This window comes from Cryobacterium serini, from assembly GCF_004404025.1.
GTDB lineage: Bacteria > Actinomycetota > Actinomycetes > Actinomycetales > Microbacteriaceae > Cryobacterium > Cryobacterium serini.
Window position 1 is genome coordinate 370,763 of the sequence record NZ_SOHN01000009.1, and the last position, 20,503, is coordinate 391,265.

The window sequence follows — 20,503 nt, forward strand, 5'->3', positions numbered from 1 at the left end:
GCCGCCCAGACCAGCGGATGCGCGCTCCCGAAACGGGTGCGCGCTACGCCCGCTACCGTAGTGGCTACCGAGATCAGGCGCGGTCATGCGGGCATCCGCTGTCAGGGGCTCGGTCCCACCACCAGCAGATCTCCGACATCGCAGTCGAGCGCATCACAGATCGCCCGCAGGGTTGAATAGCGGATGGCTCTGGCTCGGTTGTTCTTCAGCACCGACAGGTTGACGATGCTGACGCCCACGAGGGAGCTGAGCCGCGTCAGGGTCATGCCACGCTGCTCGAGGAGCTCGTCGAGCCGGCAATGAATGCCGGAGTCCTCATCGGGAACCGCGGGCATCAGACGAGCCCGTCGGAGTCTCTTTGCAACTTCTGCCCGTATCGAAATACCGCGGCTACGGCGAACAGGGCCAGGCCCACCCAGATCGGCCAGAAATCCAGAGTCCATTCGTGGCCTGCCATCGGCAGCCCGATGACCTGACGAATGTCAGTCCAGTCGATCTCGGCTGTGTCCAGACTCCACCCGGTTGCCCTGAGTACCTGAGAGGAGGCGAGGCCGCCCGCGACAGCATCACACACCTGCCAGCCGAGGCCGCCGACGATGATCGAGGTCGCGGTCAGGTTGATGCCGCGGGTCAGTGCCGGACGGAACGGATCCAGCCTGATGATGCTCGTGCAGAGCATAACAACAACGACAGCGATCACAACGTTCGTCGCTCCCTGAAGCGCGTCGCCGGCTGCCAGCCAGACGCGGGTGGCAGTGTCCAGCCCTGCCACGGTCACCACAGCGTGGTCGAACCCTCCACCCACAACGTCGGCGGTCGTCCCCGTGACCTCAACCGTGTTCGGCAGGCCGGGCCAGAATGGCTTGACGGGCAGCCGCACACTCACAGCGTCGCTGAGTAGCCGTTGCAGGGCGTCGGCTACAGTTCCGAACACCGTCACCACCGCATAGAGGATCGCGATGATTCTGGTGACCCGCACCGCCTTGGTGGGGCCGACATCGGTGCCCGGTCGAGATCCCGATCGACGTTCGATTACCACGACGGTCGCTATGGTGCCGAGCACGAGTAAGACGAGGAGAGCAGTCCACCAGGTTAGAGCCGCCATCAGCGTGTCATTTCAGAGTTCTTCGTGTCGTGTTGAATCATCATCATGCTGGACCCTTACGCCATAACGTTTGTCGATACATAACGATAAACGATAACACGATTTAAACAGCGCGAAGTGCGCCCCGAGCGATGACCAAGCATGCTGCCCAGTGTCGAGCAGCGGTGCACCGGGTGCTCGGAGCGCCGCGCGGCAGTGCGAGGAACTCTATGCTCGACGTCTCCTTGTTTCTGCCTTGTGCATAGCTCCTGGTACTTTCGAAAATTTGATCGATAACTCGCACTAAGGCCGGGTCGGGGAGGTTCTTTCTTTGAGCAAGTTTGCACTCAATTTCAGGTTTTTTTCATAATGCACCGGACGGCTCTGCGCCCGGTGAGGCCCCGGCGCACGGGCGGACCCGCCGATATGGACAATGCTGTGCTGCTCTGCCACGCCGGGCGTGTGAGTATCGAGACCTCCGGCTCGGACATCACCATGCGAGACGGCCGGCCCGGGGTCTCCGGGCCCCCGTGTTCGACCCCACCCAAACCTGGCGCCCCGCCGGCCAAAACCGCGCTGCCACCCCTGCCGAAAAACCCAACTGGGAAAAGTAGGCGCCCGCCCCACGTGTACGACGCCGAGACCGCGCCACGTCGTGCACGTGGAGGTCTCGGCAAGGTCGACTAGCGCGGATGTAGATTGTGGCGCCTCGACCACGGTGAGTGCCGCTTGCACGAGCGCATTCCGTAGCTGCTACCTGGCGGTTGGCCGGATCGATCGCGTGCGGCGTCGTGGAATGAGCCTGTCGCAGAGCAGGGCGGCTGACACCCCCACGGCATAGGCGAGGAGATCCACGGGCGCAAACGTCGTGCCGAGAATGAGTCTGGCCGGCGGAAAGACATCGGCCAGGGCAGCCGGCCCTGGGGATAGTTGGGCTGCCTCGATCGTCACGCAAACCAAGTAGGCGATCGTTGCACTGACCTGAGGTCGAAAGCGTGGAGCGATGAACGAAACGGCCAGGTAGGTCAGCACCGCGTACAGAGCGTCGGCAGCGAAATCACCGACCGGTCCATTGTTGGTGAAATGAACCGTCAACCCCATGCCCGTGATGACAGCGCCGGAAGCCAGGAGGCTCCGTCTGCTCCTCGACGCGGGTCTCGTCCCACGCGAATACGGGGATTCCGAGCGTTCCATCCCTTGAGGATAGGGGCCCGTCCCGCGGCACGGTCCTGAGGCAACCACGCGCCGAGCTCTGGCTCGATAGGCTGAGTGGATGGCTAACCGCATCAATCCGAGCATCCTCGCCGCCGATTTCGCCAACCTTGAGAGCGAGCTTTCCCGCATCCGCTCTGCCGACCTCGTGCACGTTGACATCATGGACAACCACTTCGTTCCAAACCTCACCTTCGGGCTGGGAATGGTCGAACGCCTGCAGCAGGTGTCGCCGCTGCCGCTTGACATCCACCTGATGATCGAGGATCCCGACCGGTGGGCGCCCGGCTATGCCGAGGCCGGTGCTTACTCGGTAACTTTTCACGCCGAGGCCACGACGGAGCCCGTCGCTCTGGCCCGTCGGCTGCGGCAGATCGGCGCGCGCGCTGGCATCGCCCTGAAACCGGGCACCGATGTTGCGCCGTATCTCGAACTGCTCCCCGAATTCGACCAGGTGCTCGTCATGACGGTCGAGCCGGGTTTTGGCGGCCAGAGCTTCATGCAATCGACCATGCCGAAGCTCGAGCAGCTCCGCGCTGCCGTCGAAAAGAACGGCCTCGACGTCTGGCTGCAGGTCGACGGCGGCATCACCGAGCAGACGATCGAAATTGCAGCGTTGGCCGGCGCCGACACCTTCGTGGCCGGGTCCAGCGTGTTTGGGGCCGAGAATCCCGCCGCCCAGATCAGCCTGCTGCGGGAGCGCGCGGCCAGCCACCGTCACGGGGCGGGTAACCTAGAGTTGTGAAAACATTCGATGACCTGTTCGTAGAACTAAGCGACAAGGCCGCCACCCGTCCAGAGGGCTCCGGTACCGTACGCGAACTCGACGCCGGCGTGCACGCCATCGGCAAGAAAATTGTTGAGGAAGCCGCCGAAGTCTGGATGGCCGCCGAGTTTCAAAGCGACGACGAAACCTCCGCTGAAATCTCCCAGTTGCTGTACCACCTGCAGGTCATGATGATCGCCAAGGGCCTCTCTCCGGCCGACATTTACCGACATTTGTGACCCACACCGGCGTTCGACGCTGGCTCGAATTCACTCAATAGTCGTGTATAAAAAAACCAAGAGAGTACCCCCCATGCTGAGAATTGCCGTGCCCAACAAGGGCTCGTTGTCTGAAACCGCCGCGCAGATGCTGGCTGAAGCCGGCTATACCGGCCGCCGCGATCCACGCGACCTCGTCACCGCCGACCCGCGCAACGGCGTCGAATTCTTCTACCTTCGCCCCCGCGACATCGCCACCTACGTCGGATCAGGCGCCCTCGACGTCGGCATCACCGGACGCGACCTGCTGCTCGACTCGCACTCGAAAGCCGTGGAGATCGCCGCCCTCGACTTCGGCGACTCGACCTTTCGGTTCGCCGGGCCGGCCGGGCTCTTCACCGAGCTGAAAGACCTCGACGGCCTGCGCGTCGCGACGAGCTACCCGGGCCTGGTGGAACGTTTCCTCGCCACGCACTCCGTGACCGTCGACCTGGTCGAACTCGATGGCGCGGTCGAATCTGCCGTTCAGCTCGGGGTAGCGGATGCCGTCGCCGACGTCGTCTCCACCGGGACGACCCTGCGCAAAGCCGGCCTCGAAATCTTCGGACCGGTCATCCTCGAGTCCACCGCCGTTTTGATCAGCTCCACCAACGACAAGGCTGGAATCGACACCCTGCTGCGCCGCCTCCAGGGCGTGCTCGTGGCCCGCCAGTACGTGCTGCTCGACTACGACATCCCGGTCGCGTTGCTCGATGCTGCCGCAGCGCTCGCGCCCGGCATAGAATCCCCGACGGTTTCCTCCCTTCACGACCCGGAATGGGCCGCCGTGCGCGTCATGATCGCCCGGCTCGACATGAACAACGTGATGGATGCCCTCTACGCCCTTGGGGCCAGGGCCATCCTGGTCACCACCATCCACAACGCCCGTTTGTAAACCGGCGAGAGGAGAACTCGCATGAGTTTGAGTGTGCGCGTCATACCCTGCCTCGACGTGGCCAACGGTCGCGTCGTCAAGGGCGTCAACTTTCAGAATCTGCGCGACGCCGGCGACCCGGTCGAACTGGCGCGACGCTACTACGAGCAGGGTGCCGACGAACTCACCTTCCTCGATGTCACCGCCACGGTGGACAACCGCTCGACGACCTATGACGTGGTGCGCGCGACCGCTGAGCAAGTGTTCATTCCGCTGACAGTCGGCGGCGGCATCCGCACCGTCGAAGACGTCTCCCGGCTGCAGGCGAGCGGCGCCGACAAGGTCAGCGTCAACAGCGCGGCCATTGCCCGCCCGGCTCTTATCGCCGAAATCGCCGACCGGTTCGGCGCTCAGGTACTCGTGTTGAGCCTCGACGTCAAACGGTCAGAACGCACCGAGAGCGGTTTTGTCGTCACCACGCACGGTGGTCGTACCGAGACCGACCTGGATGCCGTGGCCTGGGCCCGGCAGGCGATCGAGCTGGGTGCCGGGGAACTCCTGGTCAACTCGATCGATGCCGACGGCACGAAGGCCGGTTTCGATACCGACCTTATCGCGCTCATGCGAACCAACAGTCGGGTTCCGGTGATCGCCTCCGGTGGCGCCGGTCGCCTGGAGCACTTTCCGCCGGCGATCCGAGCCGGAGCGGATGCCGTTCTTGCGGCATCTGTTTTTCACAATGAACTATTGACCATAGGCGACGTCAAGCGTGAGCTCGCCGACGCCGGAATGCTGGTGCGCTGATGACCGACAAACTTACCGATCAGCTGGACGCCGCTGTATTTAGTGACGACGGGCTGCTTCCCGCCGTAATCCAGCAGTGGGACACCCGCGAGGTGCTCATGCTTGGGTGGATGAACCGGGAAGCGCTCCGCCGTACCCTCACCTCGGGACGCGTGACCTTCTGGTCGCGCAGCCGGCAGGAATTTTGGCGGAAGGGCGACACTTCCGGCCACGCCCAGTACGTACAGTCCGCCGCCTTCGACTGCGATAGTGACACCCTGCTCGTGCAGGTCGACCAGGTTGGAGCCGCCTGTCACACCGGCACGCACACGTGCTTTGACGGGCGCGACCTGGGCGCAATCACTATGGACAGGCCGATGGAATGACCGACAGTACCCCCGTCGCAACCGGTTCGCGTACGGCCGGTTCGACGACGCGCGATCAGTTTGATGCGTTAACCGGGGAGCACCGGGTCATTCCGGTGATCCGTGAACTGTTCGCCGACGGTGAGACTCCCGTTGGTATCTATCGCAAACTGGCCGACGGACTGCCGGGCAGCTTTCTGCTGGAGTCCGCCGAACAGGGCGGAATCTGGTCCCGGTTCTCCTTTGTCGGGGTCTCCTCGTTCGGTGTGCTCACCCAACAGGGCGACGACACCCGGTGGATCGACTACGGCCTCTCCTCCGAGCGTGCGCTCGGCTCCGCAGCCGAACTCGGACCCCTCGACGCTCTGGCCTACCTGTTCGAACGCTGGCAGACACCGCGGCTGCCCGAGCACCCCCCGCTCACGGGCGGGCTGGTCGGCTTCATCGGCTGGGAGGCGATTCGCCAGATCGAACGCCTGCCGCACCAGCCGCCGGCGGACTACGAGGTACCAGGCCAGTCGTTTAGCTTCGTCGCCGACCTCGTCGTTCTCGACCACAAGTACGGAACCGTGCAACTCATCGCCAACGTGCTCAACGACGGCGCCAACACCCCCGAGCAGCTCTGGGCTGACGCGAGCACACGCCTGAATTCACTGCAAACCCGACTCGCCGCGCCCGGAGAAGCCTGGCTGGCCGAGGTCGACCTGCAGGCACCGAGCGCGCCGAGCAACCGCACCACGCGAGACGATTTTCTTGCCGCCGTTAATGTTGGCAAACAGCACATCGTCGACGGCGACGTGTTTCAGGTCGTCATCTCCCAGCGCTTCGACCAGGTCTGCACCGCACACCCCATCGACGTCTACCGCGTGCTGCGCAGCCTCAACCCGAGTCCATACATGTACCTGCTCAGCCTCGAAACGGCGGAGGGAGACCCGTACTGGATCGTCGGGTCCTCGCCCGAAGCGCTCGTCAAGGTACAAGACCAACGCGTCTTCACCCACCCGATCGCCGGCTCGAAACCACGCGGCACAACGCCGGATGCCGACGCCGACTACGCGATCGAGCTGGCCGAAGACCCCAAGGAACGTGCCGAGCACCTCATGCTCGTCGACCTTGCCCGCAACGACCTGCTGAAAGTCTGCACGGCTGGATCGGTCGAAGTGACCGAATTCATGCGCATCGAACGGTTCAGCCACATCATGCACCTGGTGTCCTCGGTCGAGGGCAACCTGGTCGCCGGCAAGACCGCGATCGATGTTTTCCGTGCCACTTTTCCGGCCGGCACCCTGTCGGGCGCTCCGAAACCGCGGGCGCTCGAGATCATCGACGCTCTCGAACCGGCTCAGCGTGGCGTGTACGGGGGAGTGGTGGGCTACTTCGGCTTCGCCGGCGACGCCGACCTTGCCATCGCCATCCGTACCGCCACCATCAAGGACGGCATCGCCCGGGTGCAGGCCGGCGGCGGCGTCGTCACCGATTCCGACCCGGCTTCCGAGTACCAGGAGTCGCAGAACAAAGCGGCAGCCCCCCTGCGCGCTGTCGCCATCGCCAACGCGATGCGGCGTGTGTTCTAATGAACGAACGGATGCCCGCGCGTCGCCTCAAACTCGTGCTCATTTTCACCATTCTGGGCGCGAGCGCCCTGGCAATGTTGGCGTGGACGCAGGTCTGGGTGCACGCCGAAGTGGCACTGCCCGACGCTGGCAGCCAGGTGCTCGAGATCGACGGAGCCGTCGCCGCACCGGCACTGACGGCGCTGGCCCTTTCCGGGTTCGCCCTCGCCGCTGCCCTCACCATCGCCGGTCGCCTCATCAGGGTCGTGCTCGGCGCGCTTGAGGTTCTCCTTGGGTTCTCGGTCTTTCTGGCCGCATACCTCGCGGTCGAGGACCCGTCTCAGGCCAGTGCCGCTGCGGTCACTGCTGCGACCGGAATTGCCGGACACGAATCCATTCAGTTGAGCGTTCTCGGCACGGTGGTTACCCCGTGGCCGTTCGTCGCAATGGGCGCCGCTGTCATTATGGCGGCGACCGGTGTTGCCGTCATCGTGACGAGCGCACGCTGGCCCGGGCCGACTCGCAAATACCAGGCCGTGCGGTTTGAGCCGGTTGCCGACCCCGACGGTTCCCTGCCAGCTTCCCCGGTGACCAGCGATGCGTCGACCGAGCGTGCGCCGGCGGTGACCAGCGATGCGTCGACCGAGCCTGCGCCGGCTGACTCCGTTGGCGACTGGGACGACCTCAGTCGCGGCGAAGACCCGACCGCTCGCTGAGGGCGCGCTGTCGCTCCGCTAGACTTGACCTGCTTGTCAACGCATACAGTGTTTACGTATTTACGAGGAGAACCATGAGCATCGATCTGTCAGATCCCGGACACGGCCACTCCCCGGCGGCCTGGATCGCGGTCATCATCATGCTGGCTGCCTTTACCATCGGCACCACAGCATTCTTCTTTAGCCTCGCCTGGCTCGTCTGGGCTTCCTTCGGGTTGCTTATAGCCGGGCTCATCGTCGGCTACGTACTCGGCAAAGTCGGCTACGGCGTTAGCGCCACGTCGGCCGAGCACTAACCGGCGGCGCTGAGACCTAGTGCTCCAAGAACTTCTCGCTGGTGCGCTCTCTGACGCCGATCAGCGCCTTCTCACTCGTCCGCTCGCGAGAGTGGAGGCTGCGGCGCGCGCCCACGCGCCCGCTCTCGATGCATTGGCCGCCTTGGCCCCCACTGTGCGGGTCAAGATTCTCGCAGAAATCAAGCGGGCCAGTCCGAGCCGTGGCACCCTGGCGTCCATCACGGACCCGGCAGCCCTGGCAGTGTCCTATGAGACGGGTGGGGCGAGCGCTATCAGCGTACTCACCGAGGGTCGCCGTTTTCAGGGCTCACTGACCGACCTCGAGCAGGTGCGGGCAGCGGTAAACATTCCTATCCTGCGTAAGGACTTCATCGGCACGCCGTATCAGGTGTTCGAAGCCCGCGCGGCCGGCGCCGACCTTGTGCTGCTCATCGTGGCCGCGCTCGATCAAGCCACTTTGCTCTCGCTGCATGATCTCATTCGCGAGCTCGGAATGACTGCGTTGGTCGAAACGCACAGTGGCGACGAAGTCAGCCGCGCACTCGACATCGGCGCGAGCCTGGTCGGCGTCAACGCGCGCAACCTGTCCACTTTTGAACTTGACCAGAACCTCTTCGGCACTCTCGCCGACAAAATCCCGTCCGGTGTTATCCGAGTCGCCGAATCCGCTGTCAAGACGGCCGCCGACGTGGCGCACTACCGCGGCGCTGGCGCCGATGTCGTTCTCGTGGGCGAAGCGCTCGTCACGAGCGATCCCATCCGAACCCTCTCTGAGTTTTTGGCGGTTTAAATGTCTCTACGTACACAGCCCGGCCCCTATTTCGGTGACTTCGGCGGCAGGTTCGTGCCCGAGTCGCTTGTGGCGGCGCTCGATGAACTCACGGCGGAATACGAACTCGCCAAGAACGATCCAGCCTTTGCTGCGGCCTTGATGAAGTTGCACGTCGACTACACCGGTCGCCCCTCCATCATCACGGAGGTGCCGCGATTCGCCGAGTACGCCGGCGGCGCCCGCATCATCCTCAAGCGTGAAGATCTCAATCACACCGGTTCCCACAAGATCAATAACGCCCTCGGACAGGCACTGCTCACCAAACGCATTGGTAAGACCCGCGTGATCGCCGAAACCGGGGCCGGCCAGCACGGCGTGGCCACGGCCACCGTCGCCGCCCTGTTCGGGTTGGAGTGCGTTGTCTATATGGGCGAAGTCGACACGGAACGTCAGGCCCTCAACGTCGCACGGATGCGTCTGCTCGGTGCCGAGGTCGTTCCGGTTAAGACCGGCTCGCGCACGCTCAAGGACGCCATCAACGACGCTATGCGCGACTGGGTCACCAACGTCGAGACCACCAATTACATCTTCGGAACCGTAGCCGGACCGCATCCCTTCCCCGCCATGGTGCGCGACTTTCAAAAAATCATCGGAGAGGAAGCCCGTCAGCAGGTTCTCGATCTGACCGGCAGCCTGCCGGATGCCGTCACCGCCTGTGTTGGTGGCGGCTCGAATGCCATGGGTATTTTTCACGCGTTCCTCGACGATCCGAATGTCGCACTATTTGGCTATGAGGCGGCCGGTGACGGCGTTGACACGCCACGCCACGCCGCCACCATCACCAAGGGCCGTCCCGGAGTACTTCACGGTGCCCGGAGCATGCTGCTGCAGGACGAAGACGGGCAGACCGTCGAATCCCATTCCATCTCTGCGGGGCTTGACTATCCAGGTGTCGGACCGGAACATGCCTGGCTTGCCAGCATCGGCCGAGCTACTTACCTGCCGATCACCGATGACGAGGCGATGAGTGCCCTGCGGCTGCTCAGCCGCACCGAGGGCATCATTCCCGCCATCGAGTCGTCCCATGCTCTCGCCGGCACCCTCGAACTCGGCCGCGCACTCGGCCCGGAGGCGACCATCCTGGTCAACCTCAGCGGTCGCGGCGATAAAGACATGGAAACAGCTGGCCGGTACTTCGACCTGCTCGACGAAGGCGCGGAACAGTCATGACGACCCCAATCACCAGCGACGCTGTGAGCACGGTGGAACAGGCCATTGCGCGCCGACGCTCCGAGGGTGGCGGAGCCCTCATCGGCTACCTTCCGGTTGGTTTTCCCACACTGAGTGAGAGCATCGATGCCGCAGTGGCCCTCGTTGCCAACGGGGTCGACATCATCGAACTCGGGCTGCCGTACTCCGATCCGGTGATGGATGGCCCCGTCATTCAGGCGGCCACCCAGCAGGCATTGGCCAACGGGTTCAAGCTGCGCCACGGGTTTGAAGCGATCAGTGCGATTACTGCACAGGTCGATGCGCCCATTCTCGTCATGACCTACTGGAACCCGGTTGTACAGTACGGCGTTGAACGATTCGCTAACGATCTGCGCGAAGCCGGCGGTGCCGGTCTCATCACACCAGACCTCATTCCCGACGAGGCTGCCGTTTGGATGGCCGCAAGCGAACGCACCGGTCTGGATCGGGTCTTCCTGGCCGCACCTTCCTCCTCGGATAAGCGGCTGGTGCAGGCGATTGAAGCGAGCCGTGGCTTCGTCTATACGGTCTCGACGATGGGGACCACCGGGGCTCGCGCGGGTGTCGATGCCGCCGCTCGTATTCTGGTGGAGCGGCTGCGCGCAGCCGGCTGCACGAGCGCGTGCGTCGGCCTCGGCATCTCTACCCCCGAGCAGGTGCGCGAAATTCTCGGCTACGCCGACGGCGCCATTGTCGGGTCAGCCCTTGTGAAAGCACTGACCGACGGGGGAGTGCCCGCCGTTGCGCGTCTGGCTCTCGACCTCGCCGCCGGCGCGAACGATATTCGCCCCGCTTCAACCCCCGGGTAAGTCAGGCGCGCTCTACACTGAATAGTTCGAGGCGATCGATTCGCTCCAGGTGACGTGAGTCACGATGAAAGGTAATACCCCGGTGTCTTTGAATCTTCTCAGCGCGAGTATCCCGAGTCCCGATTGGAGTTTCTTCGACCTCGGTCCGTTCCGTATTCACGCCTACGCGCTGTGCATTCTCGCCGGAATCATTCTGGCGACGATCATCACCTCCCGCCGCCTCACCAAGCGCGGTGCCGAGCCGGGAGTCGTGCTTGACATCATTCTCTGGGCGGTTCCACTCGGCATCGTCGGCGCTCGTATCTACCACGTGCTCACCCACCCGGGAGACTACTTCTTTGAGGGCGCTGACCTACTCCGCACGCTCTACATCTGGGAGGGCGGCAACGCCATCTTCGGGTCGCTGATCGGCGGCGCAGTTGGTGCCTACATCGGCTGCCGGATGGCCGGCATCCGCTTCTGGACCTTCGCCGACGCCGTCGCACCCGCCCTGCTCGTCGCCCAGGCCACCGGTCGGCTCGGCAACTGGTTCAACCGAGAATTGTTCGGGCTGCCCACGACTCTGCCATGGGGCCTCGAAATCGAGCCGACCAATCCTGCTTTCCCGGTTGGGCTGCCGGCCGACACACTGTTCCACCCGACTTTCCTTTACGAAATCATCTGGAACCTGCTCGGCGTTGCCGTCATCCTCTATCTGGAACGCAAATTCCGGCTCCGTTTCGGCCAGACGCTGGGTGCCTACCTCATCTGGTACGGACTAGGGCGCAGCTTTTTTGAGTCGATCCGCATCGACCCGAGCGAAATCTACTTCGGAATCCGTACCAATGTCTGGGCGGCCGTTGCTGCCATCGCTCTGGGCCTGATTATCATTCTCGTACAGCGCCAGCGCCACCCTGGACTTGAGCCCAGCCCGTATTCGCCCGGCCGGGAATGGATCGGGTCGGACGCTGGGGTAGAATCGGAGGACAGTGATTCGGATGATCTTGATCAAAGCTCCGCGAATCAGAGCGATGATGCCGATGAACGCACCGAATCACCCGAAGCTCCAGCCACAAGCACGAGCGCTTCGCGTCTGTAGAGTCACGTCGCTGCATCCCAGCTGACACACACGTAGCGTCGCCAGCTGATGGGCTTGACCCGAACAGGGCGACGGTTACAGTTTTTCGCACTTCTCCTTCGGGCCAGCGTCGTCCCTTCCTGCCAGTCATCTCGTGAGGACGGTCTCAATGGCGCAGAAACCTCTCTACTCCCGCTTCAGCAACATGCCCGAAGCATCCGGTTTGTACGACCCGGCGGCCGAGCGCGACGCGTGCGGCCTGGCCATGGTAGCGACCTTGCGGGGCACCGCCGGACACGACATCATCACCCAGGCCCTCGATGCCCTACGCAACCTGGAACACCGTGGTGCGGTTGGCTCCGATGCCGGCACCGGTGACGGCGCCGGTATCATCACCCAAATACCGGATGCTTTTCTGCGCGCCGTCACAGAGTTCGCTCTTCCCCCGGTCGGGCACTACGCCGTCGGAAACGTCTTTTTACCGACCGACCCAACCGCTCGCACCGCCATCAAACGTGCCATCAGTCTCATCGCCGACGAAGAAAGCCTCACCATCATCGGGTGGCGCGAGGTCCCGGTGCACCCTGAAGACCTCGGCATCCAGGCCCGCGCGAACATGCCGGCGATCCAGCAGCTGTTTGTGCAGAGCACCCGCACCACCGAGTCGGGCGAGCCGTTTGCCGACATCGCACTCGATCGTCAGACCTATCGACTGCGCAAGCGTGCCGAACGCGAACTCGAGATCTACTTCGTGTCGCTGTCCTGCCGCACACTCGTCTATAAGGGTATGGTCACGACCCTGCAACTCGAACCGTTCTACCCGGACCTGTCCGACGAACGCTTCGCCTCGACGCTGGCCTTGGTGCACTCGCGCTACTCAACGAACACGTTTCCTTCCTGGCCGCTCGCGCAGCCGTTCCGCATGATCGCTCACAACGGCGAGATCAACACGGTGCAGGGCAACCGCAACTGGATGCGCGCGCGCCAGTCCCAACTCGAGTCCGAGCTGCTCGGTGACGTCGCACCGCTGCTGCCGATCGTCACCCCGGGTGCGAGTGACTCGGCCTCCTTCGATGAGGTCGTCGAACTGCTCAGCCTGTCGGGACGATCACTGCCGCACGCCATCATGATGATGGTGCCGGAAGCCTGGGAAAACCAGACCGACCTCGACGACGAACGTCGCGACTTCTACGAATACCACTCCATGCTCATGGAACCGTGGGACGGCCCCGCCGCGATCGTTTTCACCGACGGTTCCCTCGTCGGCGCAACGCTCGACCGCAACGGACTGCGCCCCGGACGCTACCTCGTCACCGACGACGGCCTCGTCGTGCTCGCGAGCGAGATCGGCGTGCTCGGCATCGATCCGGCCCGGGTCGTGCGGAAGGGCCGCCTGCGCCCCGGCCAGATGTTCTTGGTCGACACCAAGGCCGGCCGCATCATCGACGACCGGGAGATCAAGGCAGAACTGTCCGCGAGCGAACCGTGGGGAGACTGGCTCGAGAAGGGGCGCATCAACCTCAAGGATCTTCCGGAGCGAGAGCACATCGTGCACCCGCCGGCCTCGGTAGTGCGTCGTCAGCGCACCTTCGGCTACACCGAAGAAGAGGTGCGCATTCTGCTCGCCCCGATGGCCAGAACCGGCGCCGAACCGCTGGGCGCCATGGGTAGCGACACCCCCATCGCCGTGCTCAGCGACCGTCCGCGTCTCATGTTCGACTACTTCACCCAGCAGTTCGCACAGGTCACCAACCCCCCGCTCGACTCGATTCGCGAAGAAGTCGTCACGAGCCTCAAGCTCGCTCTCGGGCCGGAGCGCAACCTGCTCTCCGCCGGTCCGGAGCACGCCCGCCAGGTGATTTTGGACTTCCCGGTCATCGATAACGACGAACTGGCGAAGATCCAGCACATCGACCCCGCCATCGGCAGCCGCACCACAACGACCATTCGTGGTCTCTACCGCGTCGAAGAAGGTCCAGACGCGCTCTCGAAGCGCCTCGCCGCCATCTGCGTCGAGGTCGACCACGCCATAGAGGCCGGCGCGCTGTTCATCGTGCTGAGTGACCGCGATTCCAACAAGGATCTCGCACCCATCCCTTCGCTGCTCATGATCGCGGCCGTGCATCACCACCTCATTCGCACCGAGAACCGCATGAAGGTCGGAATCGTGGTCGAGGCCGGCGACGTACGCGAAGTGCACCATGTGGCCCTGCTCATTGGGTACGGCGCTTCCGCCGTCAACCCGTACCTGGCCATGGAGACCTGCGAAGACCTTGTGCGCAGCGGCATCATCACCAACGTCACGCCCGAGAAGGCGGTGCGCAACGTCATCAAGGCCCTCGGCAAGGGCGTGCTCAAAATCATGTCCAAGATGGGCATCTCCACCGTGTCGTCCTATGCCGGTGCCCAGGCCTTCGAAGCCGTCGGCCTCGCCCAGTCGTTCGTGGATCAGTACTTCACCGGCACCACGAGCAAGCTCGGCGGCGTCGGCATCGACGTGATCGGTGTCGAAAACCTGGCGCGGCACGCATCCGCCTATCCGATGGACGCCGCCGTGACCGCCCACGAGCGCCTCGCGACCGGCGGCGAATACCAGTGGCGCCGCGATGGTGCCCCGCACCTGTTCAACCCGGAGACCATCTTCCGTCTGCAGCACGCCACCCGTACCCGGCGCTACGACATCTTCCGCGAATATACGAAAATGGTCGACGATCAAGCCGAATCCCTGATGACCCTGCGGGGCATGTTCACGCTGAGCCCTGGCCAGCGTCGTCCGGTGCCCCTCGACGAGGTCGAATCGGTCTCCCAGATCGTCAAGCGGTTCTCCACCGGCGCGATGAGCTACGGCTCCATTTCCCAGGAAGCGCACGAGACCCTCGCGATTGCCATGAACCGCCTCGGCGGTAAGTCCAATACCGGCGAGGGCGGCGAAGACATCGACCGTCTGCTCGACCCGACGAGGCGCAGCGCGGTGAAGCAGGTTGCGTCCGGTCGATTCGGTGTCACGAGCATGTACCTGACCCACGCCGAGGACATCCAGATCAAACTTGCCCAGGGTGCCAAACCCGGCGAAGGCGGCCAGCTGCCTCCCACCAAGGTGTACCCGTGGATTGCCCGCACCAGGCATGCCACTGCCGGCGTCGGTCTCATCTCGCCGCCACCGCACCACGACATCTACTCGATCGAAGACCTCAAGCAGCTCATCTTCGACCTGAAACGGGCCAACCCGAAGGCCCGCATCCACACCAAACTGGTCAGCCAGTCGGGGATCGGAGCCGTCGCGGCCGGTGTCGCCAAGGCCCTCTCCGACGTGATTCTGATCAGCGGCCACGACGGCGGAACGGGCGCGAGCCCGGTCAACTCGCTCAAGCACGCAGGTACGCCGTGGGAACTCGGTCTCGCGGAGACCCAGCAGACGCTCATGCTGAACGGCATGCGCGACCGGGTGGTCGTGCAGGTTGACGGCCAGCTGAAGACCGGGCGTGACGTGCTCGTCGGTGCCCTGCTCGGCGCCGAGGAATTTGGTTTCGCCACCGCGCCGCTCGTCGTCTCTGGCTGCATCATGATGCGCGTCTGTCATCTCGACACCTGCCCGGTCGGCGTTGCTACCCAGAACCCGGAGTTGCGCAAACGCTTCGCCGGTCAGGCCGACCACGTGGTGAACTTCTTCGAGTTCATCGCGCAGGAGGTACGCGAGTACCTGGCCGAGCTCGGATTCCGCAGTCTTGACGAAGCCATCGGCCATCGTGAAGTGCTCAACGTGAACCGCGCGGTGACTCACTGGAAGGCGCAGGGGCTTGACCTCTCACCCATTCTCAGCGGTCCGGACTTTTCCGAGAGCGAACCGCGCAAGTGGGCCCGCGCCCAGGAGCATGAACTGGAGAAGCACTTCGACAACGAGCTGATTCGTCGCAGCCAGAGCGTGCTCGAGCACGGAGGCACGATCAGCATCGACCTGCCGATCCGCAACACTGAGCGCGCCGTCGGAACCATGCTCGGCAACCAGGTCACCCTGCGGCATGGCGAAAACGGCCTGCCGGCGGGCTCGATCGAGGTCACCCTGACCGGGTCTGCCGGGCAGTCATTCGGAGCGTTCCTGCCGAGCGGCATCACCCTGCGGCTGGAAGGCGATTCCAACGATTACGTCGGTAAGGGGCTGTCGGGCGGGCAGATCATCGTTCGCCCCGATCGAACCAGCCAATTTCCGGCCGAAGACAACGTCATCGCCGGGAACGTCATCGGTTACGGGGCGACCCAGGGCAGCCTGTTCATTCGCGGCATTGTCGGCGAACGATTTCTGGTGCGCAACTCCGGTGCGATCGCAGTCGTGGAAGGCGTGGGCGACCATGCCCTGGAGTACATGACCGGCGGCCTGGCCGTCATCCTCGGTGAGACCGGGCGCAATCTCGGAGCCGGAATGAGCGGCGGAACGGCCTACGTCTACGGGCTCACCGCCGAACGGGTCAATCGTGACGCACTGACCTCGGGGGAGTTGCGCCTGCTGGCGCTCGAAAGCGTCGACCGTGAGATCGTGCGCGACCTGCTCGAACAACACCGGGACCAGACCGACTCTGCGCTGGCCAAGCGAATGCTCGACAACCTGGAAGAAACCATGAATACATTTGTCAAGGTATTGCCGCGCGACTACGCGGCCGTACTGGAGACCCGACAAACGGCCGTCGATGAGGGACTCGATCCCGACGGACTCGTTGTCTGGAATCGAATTCTGGAGGTAACCAATGGCTGATCCGAAGGGATTCCTGAAGACCACGGAACGTGAGCTTCCGGCTCGCCGGCCGGTGGCCATCCGCTTGATGGACTGGAAAGAGGTCTACGAGCAGGGTGACAGTGCCGTGCTCAAACGGCAGGCCGGCCGCTGCATGGACTGCGGCGTACCGTTCTGCCACCAGGGCTGCCCGCTCGGCAACCTTATTCCCGAGTGGAACGATCTGGTCTGGCGCGACGAAGGTCGAGCGGCCATCGAACGCCTGCACGCGACGAACAACTTTCCCGAATTCACCGGTCGGCTCTGCCCTGCCCCGTGTGAATCATCGTGCGTGCTCGGCATCAACCAGCCCGCCGTCACGATCAAGCAGGTCGAGGTGTCGATTATCGACCAGGCCTTCGCGAAGGGCTGGGTGCAGCCGCAGCCACCCGGACGCCTGACCGGTAAGACCGTCGCGGTCGTCGGCTCCGGACCGGCCGGGCTGGCTGCCGCCCAGCAACTTACCCGCGCTGGCCACACCGTCGCCGTGTTCGAACGCGACGATCGCATTGGCGGGCTGCTGCGCTACGGCATTCCCGACTTCAAAATGGAGAAGAAGCACCTCGAACTACGCCTCGCCCAGATGACGGCCGAAGGCACGCGCTTTCGTGCCAACGTCAACATCGGCGTGGATATCACGTGGGACGACCTGCGTGCGCGCTACGACGCTGTTGTGGTGGCGACCGGCGCGATGGTGCCGCGTGACCTGCCGATTCCGGGGCGCGATCTGCCCGGAGTGCACTTCGCCATGGAGTACCTGGTTCAGCAGAACAAGATCGGCGCCGGCGGAAGCATCGAAGCGCGCATCGACGCAGAGGGCAAGCACGTCGTTGTACTCGGCGGTGGTGACACCGGTGCCGACTGCATCGGCACCGCGCATCGCCAGCTGGCAGCATCCGTCACCAACCTGGCGATCGGCAAGCAGCCGGGCACGACCCGCCCGGAAAGCCAGCCCTGGCCGATATCGCCGACCCTGTTCGAGGTTTCCAGCGCGCACGAAGAGGGCGGCACCCGCCAGTACCTCGCGTCAACGGTCGAATTTCTCACCAACGACTTCGGCGAGGTACGAGCCATTCGTATCGCCGAGACCGAGTACCTTGACGGACGCCGCGTTCCCAAGGCCGGTTCGGAGCGGGAGATTCCGGCAGACCTGGTGTTGCTTGCGATGGGCTTCACCGGTCCGGAACAAGACGACCTCGGCCACCAGCTGAAGGTTCCCTTCGATGAGCGCGGCAACGTTGAGCGGGACGAAAACTACCAGACCAGCCAGGAGGGTGTCTTCGTCGCCGGCGACGCCGGTCGTGGCCAGTCGCTGATTGTCTGGGCCATTGCCGAGGGACGCGCCGCCGCCGCTTCGGTCGATGCGTTTCTGGAAGGACAGACGCAACTGCCGTCTCCCGTCAAGCCCACGGACCGCTCGTTCGCCCTCTAATCCACCAGCCTTCCTGCACCACGTCGAAATGCGCCTGAATAGCGCGGAAATCGGAGATTCACCAGAATGAGACGCGCAAAAATCGTCGCCACCCTTGGGCCGGCAGCTGCCAGTTACGAGCAGATCAGGGCCCTCATCGACGCGGGTGTCGACGTGTGTCGCATGAACCTGAGCCACGGCAACTATCAGGTGCACGAGAGCGTTTACGCCAATGTGCGCAAGGCCGCCAACGATTCCGGCCGTGCCGTCGCCGTCATGGTTGACCTGCAGGGTCCGAAAATTCGCCTGGGCAAATTCGAGGGCGGCCCGTATGACCTCGCCGTCGGCGACATTTTCAAGATCACCACCGAAGACGTACTGGGTACCAAAGAACTATCCGGCACCACGTTCAAGGGACTGCCGCACGATGTGCACCCCGGCGATTTTCTGCTTATCGACGATGGCAAGGTCAAGGTGCAGGTCGTCGAAACGGATGGCGTCGTCGTCACGACCAGGGTGATCGTCGCCGGCCCGGTCTCCAACAACAAAGGCATCAACCTGCCCGGCGTGGCCGTCAACGTTCCCGCCCTGTCGGAGAAGGACGAAGCCGACCTGCGCTGGGGCCTCCGCCTCGGGGCTGACCTGATCGCGCTGTCCTTTGTACGCAGCGCCGACGACATCGTGCGCGTGCACGAGATCATGGCCGAAGAAGGTCGCCGGGTTCCGGTGATCGCCAAGATCGAGAAGCCGCAGGCGGTCGACAACCTCGAAGAGATCGTTGACGCCTTCGACGCGATCATGGTAGCTCGCGGCGACCTCGGCGTCGAGCTGCCGCTCGAGGCCGTGCCGATCGTGCAAAAGCAGGCTGTTGAGATCGCTCGTCGCATGGCGAAGCCGGTCATCGTGGCCACGCAGATGCTCGAATCCATGATCCTCAGCCCGGTACCCACCCGGGCCGAGACCAGTGACGTCGCCAACGCCGTGCTCGACGGTGCGGATGCCGTCATGCTCAGTGGTGAGACCAGCGTCGGAGAATACCCTGTTGTCACGGTGCAGACGATGGCCCGCATTGTGGAGTCCACCGAGGTGCACGGACTCGAGCGCATCGGCAAGCTGACCAACAAGCCGCGCACGCAGGGCGGTGCCATCACACTGGCCGCCATCGAGGTCGCCGAATTCGTCGACGCGAAGTTTCTCTGTATCTTCACCGAGTCCGGCGACTCTGCCCGCCGTATGTCGCGTCTGCGGTCAAAAATTCCGATGCTGGCGTTCACCCCGGAGGCGGGCATCCGTCGTCGCCTCGCCCTCACCTGGGGCATCCAGACCTACCTGGTGGACCCGGTGACCCACACCGACGCGATGTTCGGCCAGGTGGATGACATCCTCATTGGCCAGGGACTCGCGCAAATCGGTGACAAGGTCGTCGTCATCTCCGGTTCCCCTCCCGGAATCGTCGGTTCGACGAACGACATTCGCGTGCACCGCGTGGGCGACGCCCACAACGAGGTCGCGCCGGCGTACGTCAAGAATTAACGCTTGAGACCAAAGCCCCGCGCCGTGATTTCTACGGAGCGGGGCTTTGGTCGATATCGACGACTCGTTCACCATGAATCTGTGGCACGGCTGTTATTGAAGTCGCTGTAAAAAAAATAAAACTTGTTTGACCAGGGATTTAACAGATGAAAATTTGTACCGGTGGTGGGACTCGAACCCACACGTCCTTGCGAACAAAGCATTTTGAGTGCTCCGCGTCTGCCATTCCGCCACACCGGCTTACAACTACTAGATCAGAATACCGTAGGCTTTTACCCGTGACCGACCAAGACAGCACCCCCACCCCTCCGCGCCGCGTTGTCGTCGCTGAGGATGAATCCCTCATCCGCCTCGACATCGTCGAGATTCTGCGCGACAACGGCTTTGAAGTCGTCGGCGAAGCCGGTGACGGAGAAACTGCGGTCGCCTTGGCACGGGAACTCCGCCCCGACCTGGTCATCATGGACGTCAAGATGCCCCAGCTCGACGGCATCAGCGCAGCCGAACGCCTCTCCAAAGAACACATTGCACCCGTTGTGCTGCTCACAGCGTTCAGCCAGAAGGAACTGGTCGAGCGCGCCACCGAAGCCGGCGCTCTGGCGTATGTCGTCAAGCCCTTCACCCCCAACGACCTGTTACCTGCAATCGAGATCGCCCTCTCGCGCTACAGCCAGATCATCACCCTCGAAGCCGAGGTTGCCGACTTGGTCGAGCGGTTCGAAACCCGAAAGCTCGTCGATCGGGCTAAGGGCCTGCTCAACGAGAAGATGGGCCTGACTGAGCCGGAGGCCTTCCGCTGGATCCAAAAAGCGTCGATGGACCGTCGCCTCACCATGCACGACGTGTCTCAGGCGATCATCGAACAGCTCAGCGCCAAGAAGTAATCGCAGTTTGCGCAGAGAACGGCCCGGCAAATTCTGCCGGGCCGTTTTGCGATCCAGCGGTCTGCACCGGCGCGGCTCCTTATGGACCGCGTGTCGGTGGTGCCCGTTAGTCTCG

The 20,503-nt window shown here is 63.6% G+C and carries 19 protein-coding genes and 1 tRNA gene; 16 read left to right on the plus strand and 4 right to left on the minus strand.

The features are described 5' to 3' along the window. Positions 1–101: 101 nt before the first annotated feature. The 3 genes from E3T51_RS07310 to E3T51_RS16725 form a co-directional block, all read right to left on the minus strand. Complete coding sequence (locus tag E3T51_RS07310; RefSeq protein ID WP_134529158.1) at positions 102–335, minus strand: helix-turn-helix domain-containing protein; 234 nt, start codon at positions 333–335, stop codon at positions 102–104. Beyond that, positions 335–1,105, minus strand: coding sequence for a hypothetical protein (locus tag E3T51_RS07315; protein WP_134529160.1), 771 nt, complete (start codon positions 1,103–1,105; stop codon positions 335–337). The genes E3T51_RS07310 and E3T51_RS07315 overlap by 1 nt, the downstream gene beginning before the upstream one ends. A gap of 732 nt (positions 1,106–1,837) precedes the next feature. Further along, on the minus strand, positions 1,838–2,185 hold the full coding sequence (locus tag E3T51_RS16725; RefSeq protein WP_166806409.1) for a ribosomal maturation YjgA family protein: 348 nt from the start codon (positions 2,183–2,185) through the stop codon (positions 1,838–1,840). A gap of 172 nt (positions 2,186–2,357) precedes the next feature. On the opposite strand from E3T51_RS16725, the gene rpe reads away from it, so the two are divergent. From rpe to pyk, 15 genes are all read left to right on the plus strand, one after another. Beyond that, the gene (gene rpe, locus E3T51_RS07325; RefSeq protein ID WP_134529164.1) at positions 2,358–3,041 is read left to right on the plus strand and encodes a ribulose-phosphate 3-epimerase; all 684 of its coding nucleotides are present in this window, start codon (positions 2,358–2,360) and stop codon (positions 3,039–3,041) included. Then, complete coding sequence (locus tag E3T51_RS07330) at positions 3,038–3,301, plus strand: phosphoribosyl-ATP diphosphatase (RefSeq protein WP_092340073.1); 264 nt, start codon at positions 3,038–3,040, stop codon at positions 3,299–3,301. The genes rpe and E3T51_RS07330 overlap by 4 nt, the downstream gene beginning before the upstream one ends. A 73-nt stretch (positions 3,302–3,374) precedes the next feature. Further along, the gene (gene hisG / locus E3T51_RS07335; protein WP_134529166.1) at positions 3,375–4,214 is read left to right on the plus strand and encodes an ATP phosphoribosyltransferase; all 840 of its coding nucleotides are present in this window, start codon (positions 3,375–3,377) and stop codon (positions 4,212–4,214) included. 21 nt (positions 4,215–4,235) lie between these two features. After that, positions 4,236–4,997, plus strand: a complete 762-nt coding sequence (gene hisF, locus E3T51_RS07340) for an imidazole glycerol phosphate synthase subunit HisF (RefSeq protein WP_104192770.1) — start codon at positions 4,236–4,238, stop codon at positions 4,995–4,997. Continuing rightward, positions 4,997–5,362, plus strand: a complete 366-nt coding sequence (gene hisI, locus E3T51_RS07345) for a phosphoribosyl-AMP cyclohydrolase (RefSeq protein WP_134529168.1) — start codon at positions 4,997–4,999, stop codon at positions 5,360–5,362. The genes hisF and hisI overlap by 1 nt, the downstream gene beginning before the upstream one ends. Beyond that, positions 5,359–6,915 (plus strand): anthranilate synthase component I, encoded by a 1,557-nt coding sequence (locus E3T51_RS07350; protein WP_134529170.1) that lies wholly within the window; start codon positions 5,359–5,361, stop codon positions 6,913–6,915. The genes hisI and E3T51_RS07350 overlap by 4 nt, the downstream gene beginning before the upstream one ends. 11 nt (positions 6,916–6,926) lie before the next feature. Next, positions 6,927–7,610, plus strand: coding sequence for a Trp biosynthesis-associated membrane protein (locus tag E3T51_RS07355; RefSeq protein ID WP_166806410.1), 684 nt, complete (start codon positions 6,927–6,929; stop codon positions 7,608–7,610). 74 nt (positions 7,611–7,684) lie between these two features. Next, positions 7,685–7,906, plus strand: coding sequence for a DUF6704 family protein (locus E3T51_RS07360; RefSeq protein ID WP_104192766.1), 222 nt, complete (start codon positions 7,685–7,687; stop codon positions 7,904–7,906). A 19-nt stretch (positions 7,907–7,925) separates the two neighbouring features. Next, entirely contained in the window at positions 7,926–8,696 is a 771-nt protein-coding gene (trpC, locus tag E3T51_RS07365; protein WP_134529174.1) for an indole-3-glycerol phosphate synthase TrpC, read from the plus strand. Then, positions 8,697–9,908, plus strand: a complete 1,212-nt coding sequence (gene trpB, locus E3T51_RS07370) for a tryptophan synthase subunit beta (RefSeq protein ID WP_134529176.1) — start codon at positions 8,697–8,699, stop codon at positions 9,906–9,908. It begins immediately after the preceding gene. Further along, complete coding sequence (gene trpA, locus E3T51_RS07375) at positions 9,905–10,738, plus strand: tryptophan synthase subunit alpha (RefSeq protein ID WP_134529178.1); 834 nt, start codon at positions 9,905–9,907, stop codon at positions 10,736–10,738. Before trpB ends, trpA begins: the two co-directional genes overlap by 4 nt. Positions 10,739–10,826: 88 nt before the next feature. Beyond that, positions 10,827–11,816, plus strand: coding sequence for a prolipoprotein diacylglyceryl transferase (lgt, locus tag E3T51_RS07380; protein WP_241989227.1), 990 nt, complete (start codon positions 10,827–10,829; stop codon positions 11,814–11,816). A gap of 148 nt (positions 11,817–11,964) precedes the next feature. Further along, complete coding sequence (gene gltB, locus E3T51_RS07385; RefSeq protein WP_134529182.1) at positions 11,965–16,542, plus strand: glutamate synthase large subunit; 4,578 nt, start codon at positions 11,965–11,967, stop codon at positions 16,540–16,542. Next, a complete protein-coding gene (locus tag E3T51_RS07390; protein WP_134529184.1) occupies positions 16,535–17,992 on the plus strand; it encodes a glutamate synthase subunit beta in 1,458 nt (485 codons plus the stop codon). Before gltB ends, E3T51_RS07390 begins: the two co-directional genes overlap by 8 nt. Before the next feature lie 66 nt (positions 17,993–18,058). Further along, positions 18,059–19,504: a pyruvate kinase gene (pyk, locus tag E3T51_RS07395; RefSeq protein ID WP_104192760.1), complete on the plus strand. Its 1,446-nt coding sequence runs from the start codon at positions 18,059–18,061 to the stop codon at positions 19,502–19,504. Between the two features lie 157 nt (positions 19,505–19,661). Here the strand turns inward: pyk and E3T51_RS07400 are convergent. Then, positions 19,662–19,744 (minus strand) — tRNA-Leu (locus tag E3T51_RS07400). Between the two features lie 38 nt (positions 19,745–19,782). Here E3T51_RS07400 and E3T51_RS07405 point away from each other — a divergent pair. Then, the gene (locus E3T51_RS07405) at positions 19,783–20,388 is read left to right on the plus strand and encodes an ANTAR domain-containing response regulator (RefSeq protein WP_035879545.1); all 606 of its coding nucleotides are present in this window, start codon (positions 19,783–19,785) and stop codon (positions 20,386–20,388) included. Positions 20,389–20,503 lie beyond the last annotated feature (115 nt).

Coding starts and splice junctions, on each gene's coding strand:
- E3T51_RS07355 (WP_166806410.1), top strand. CDS start 6,927: ATGCCCGCGCGTCGCCTCAAACTCGTGCTCATTTTCACCATTCTGGGC.
- E3T51_RS16725 (WP_166806409.1), bottom strand. CDS start 2,185: ATGGGGTTGACGGTTCATTTCACCAACAATGGACCGGTCGGTGATTTC.
- E3T51_RS07390 (WP_134529184.1), top strand. CDS start 16,535: ATGGCTGATCCGAAGGGATTCCTGAAGACCACGGAACGTGAGCTTCCG.
- E3T51_RS07310 (WP_134529158.1), bottom strand. CDS start 335: ATGCCCGCGGTTCCCGATGAGGACTCCGGCATTCATTGCCGGCTCGAC.
- hisG (WP_134529166.1), top strand. CDS start 3,375: ATGCTGAGAATTGCCGTGCCCAACAAGGGCTCGTTGTCTGAAACCGCC.
- hisF (WP_104192770.1), top strand. CDS start 4,236: ATGAGTTTGAGTGTGCGCGTCATACCCTGCCTCGACGTGGCCAACGGT.
- trpB (WP_134529176.1), top strand. CDS start 8,697: ATGTCTCTACGTACACAGCCCGGCCCCTATTTCGGTGACTTCGGCGGC.
- gltB (WP_134529182.1), top strand. CDS start 11,965: ATGGCGCAGAAACCTCTCTACTCCCGCTTCAGCAACATGCCCGAAGCA.
- rpe (WP_134529164.1), top strand. CDS start 2,358: ATGGCTAACCGCATCAATCCGAGCATCCTCGCCGCCGATTTCGCCAAC.
- trpA (WP_134529178.1), top strand. CDS start 9,905: ATGACGACCCCAATCACCAGCGACGCTGTGAGCACGGTGGAACAGGCC.
- E3T51_RS07350 (WP_134529170.1), top strand. CDS start 5,359: ATGACCGACAGTACCCCCGTCGCAACCGGTTCGCGTACGGCCGGTTCG.
- hisI (WP_134529168.1), top strand. CDS start 4,997: ATGACCGACAAACTTACCGATCAGCTGGACGCCGCTGTATTTAGTGAC.
- E3T51_RS07360 (WP_104192766.1), top strand. CDS start 7,685: ATGAGCATCGATCTGTCAGATCCCGGACACGGCCACTCCCCGGCGGCC.
- pyk (WP_104192760.1), top strand. CDS start 18,059: ATGAGACGCGCAAAAATCGTCGCCACCCTTGGGCCGGCAGCTGCCAGT.
- E3T51_RS07315 (WP_134529160.1), bottom strand. CDS start 1,105: ATGGCGGCTCTAACCTGGTGGACTGCTCTCCTCGTCTTACTCGTGCTC.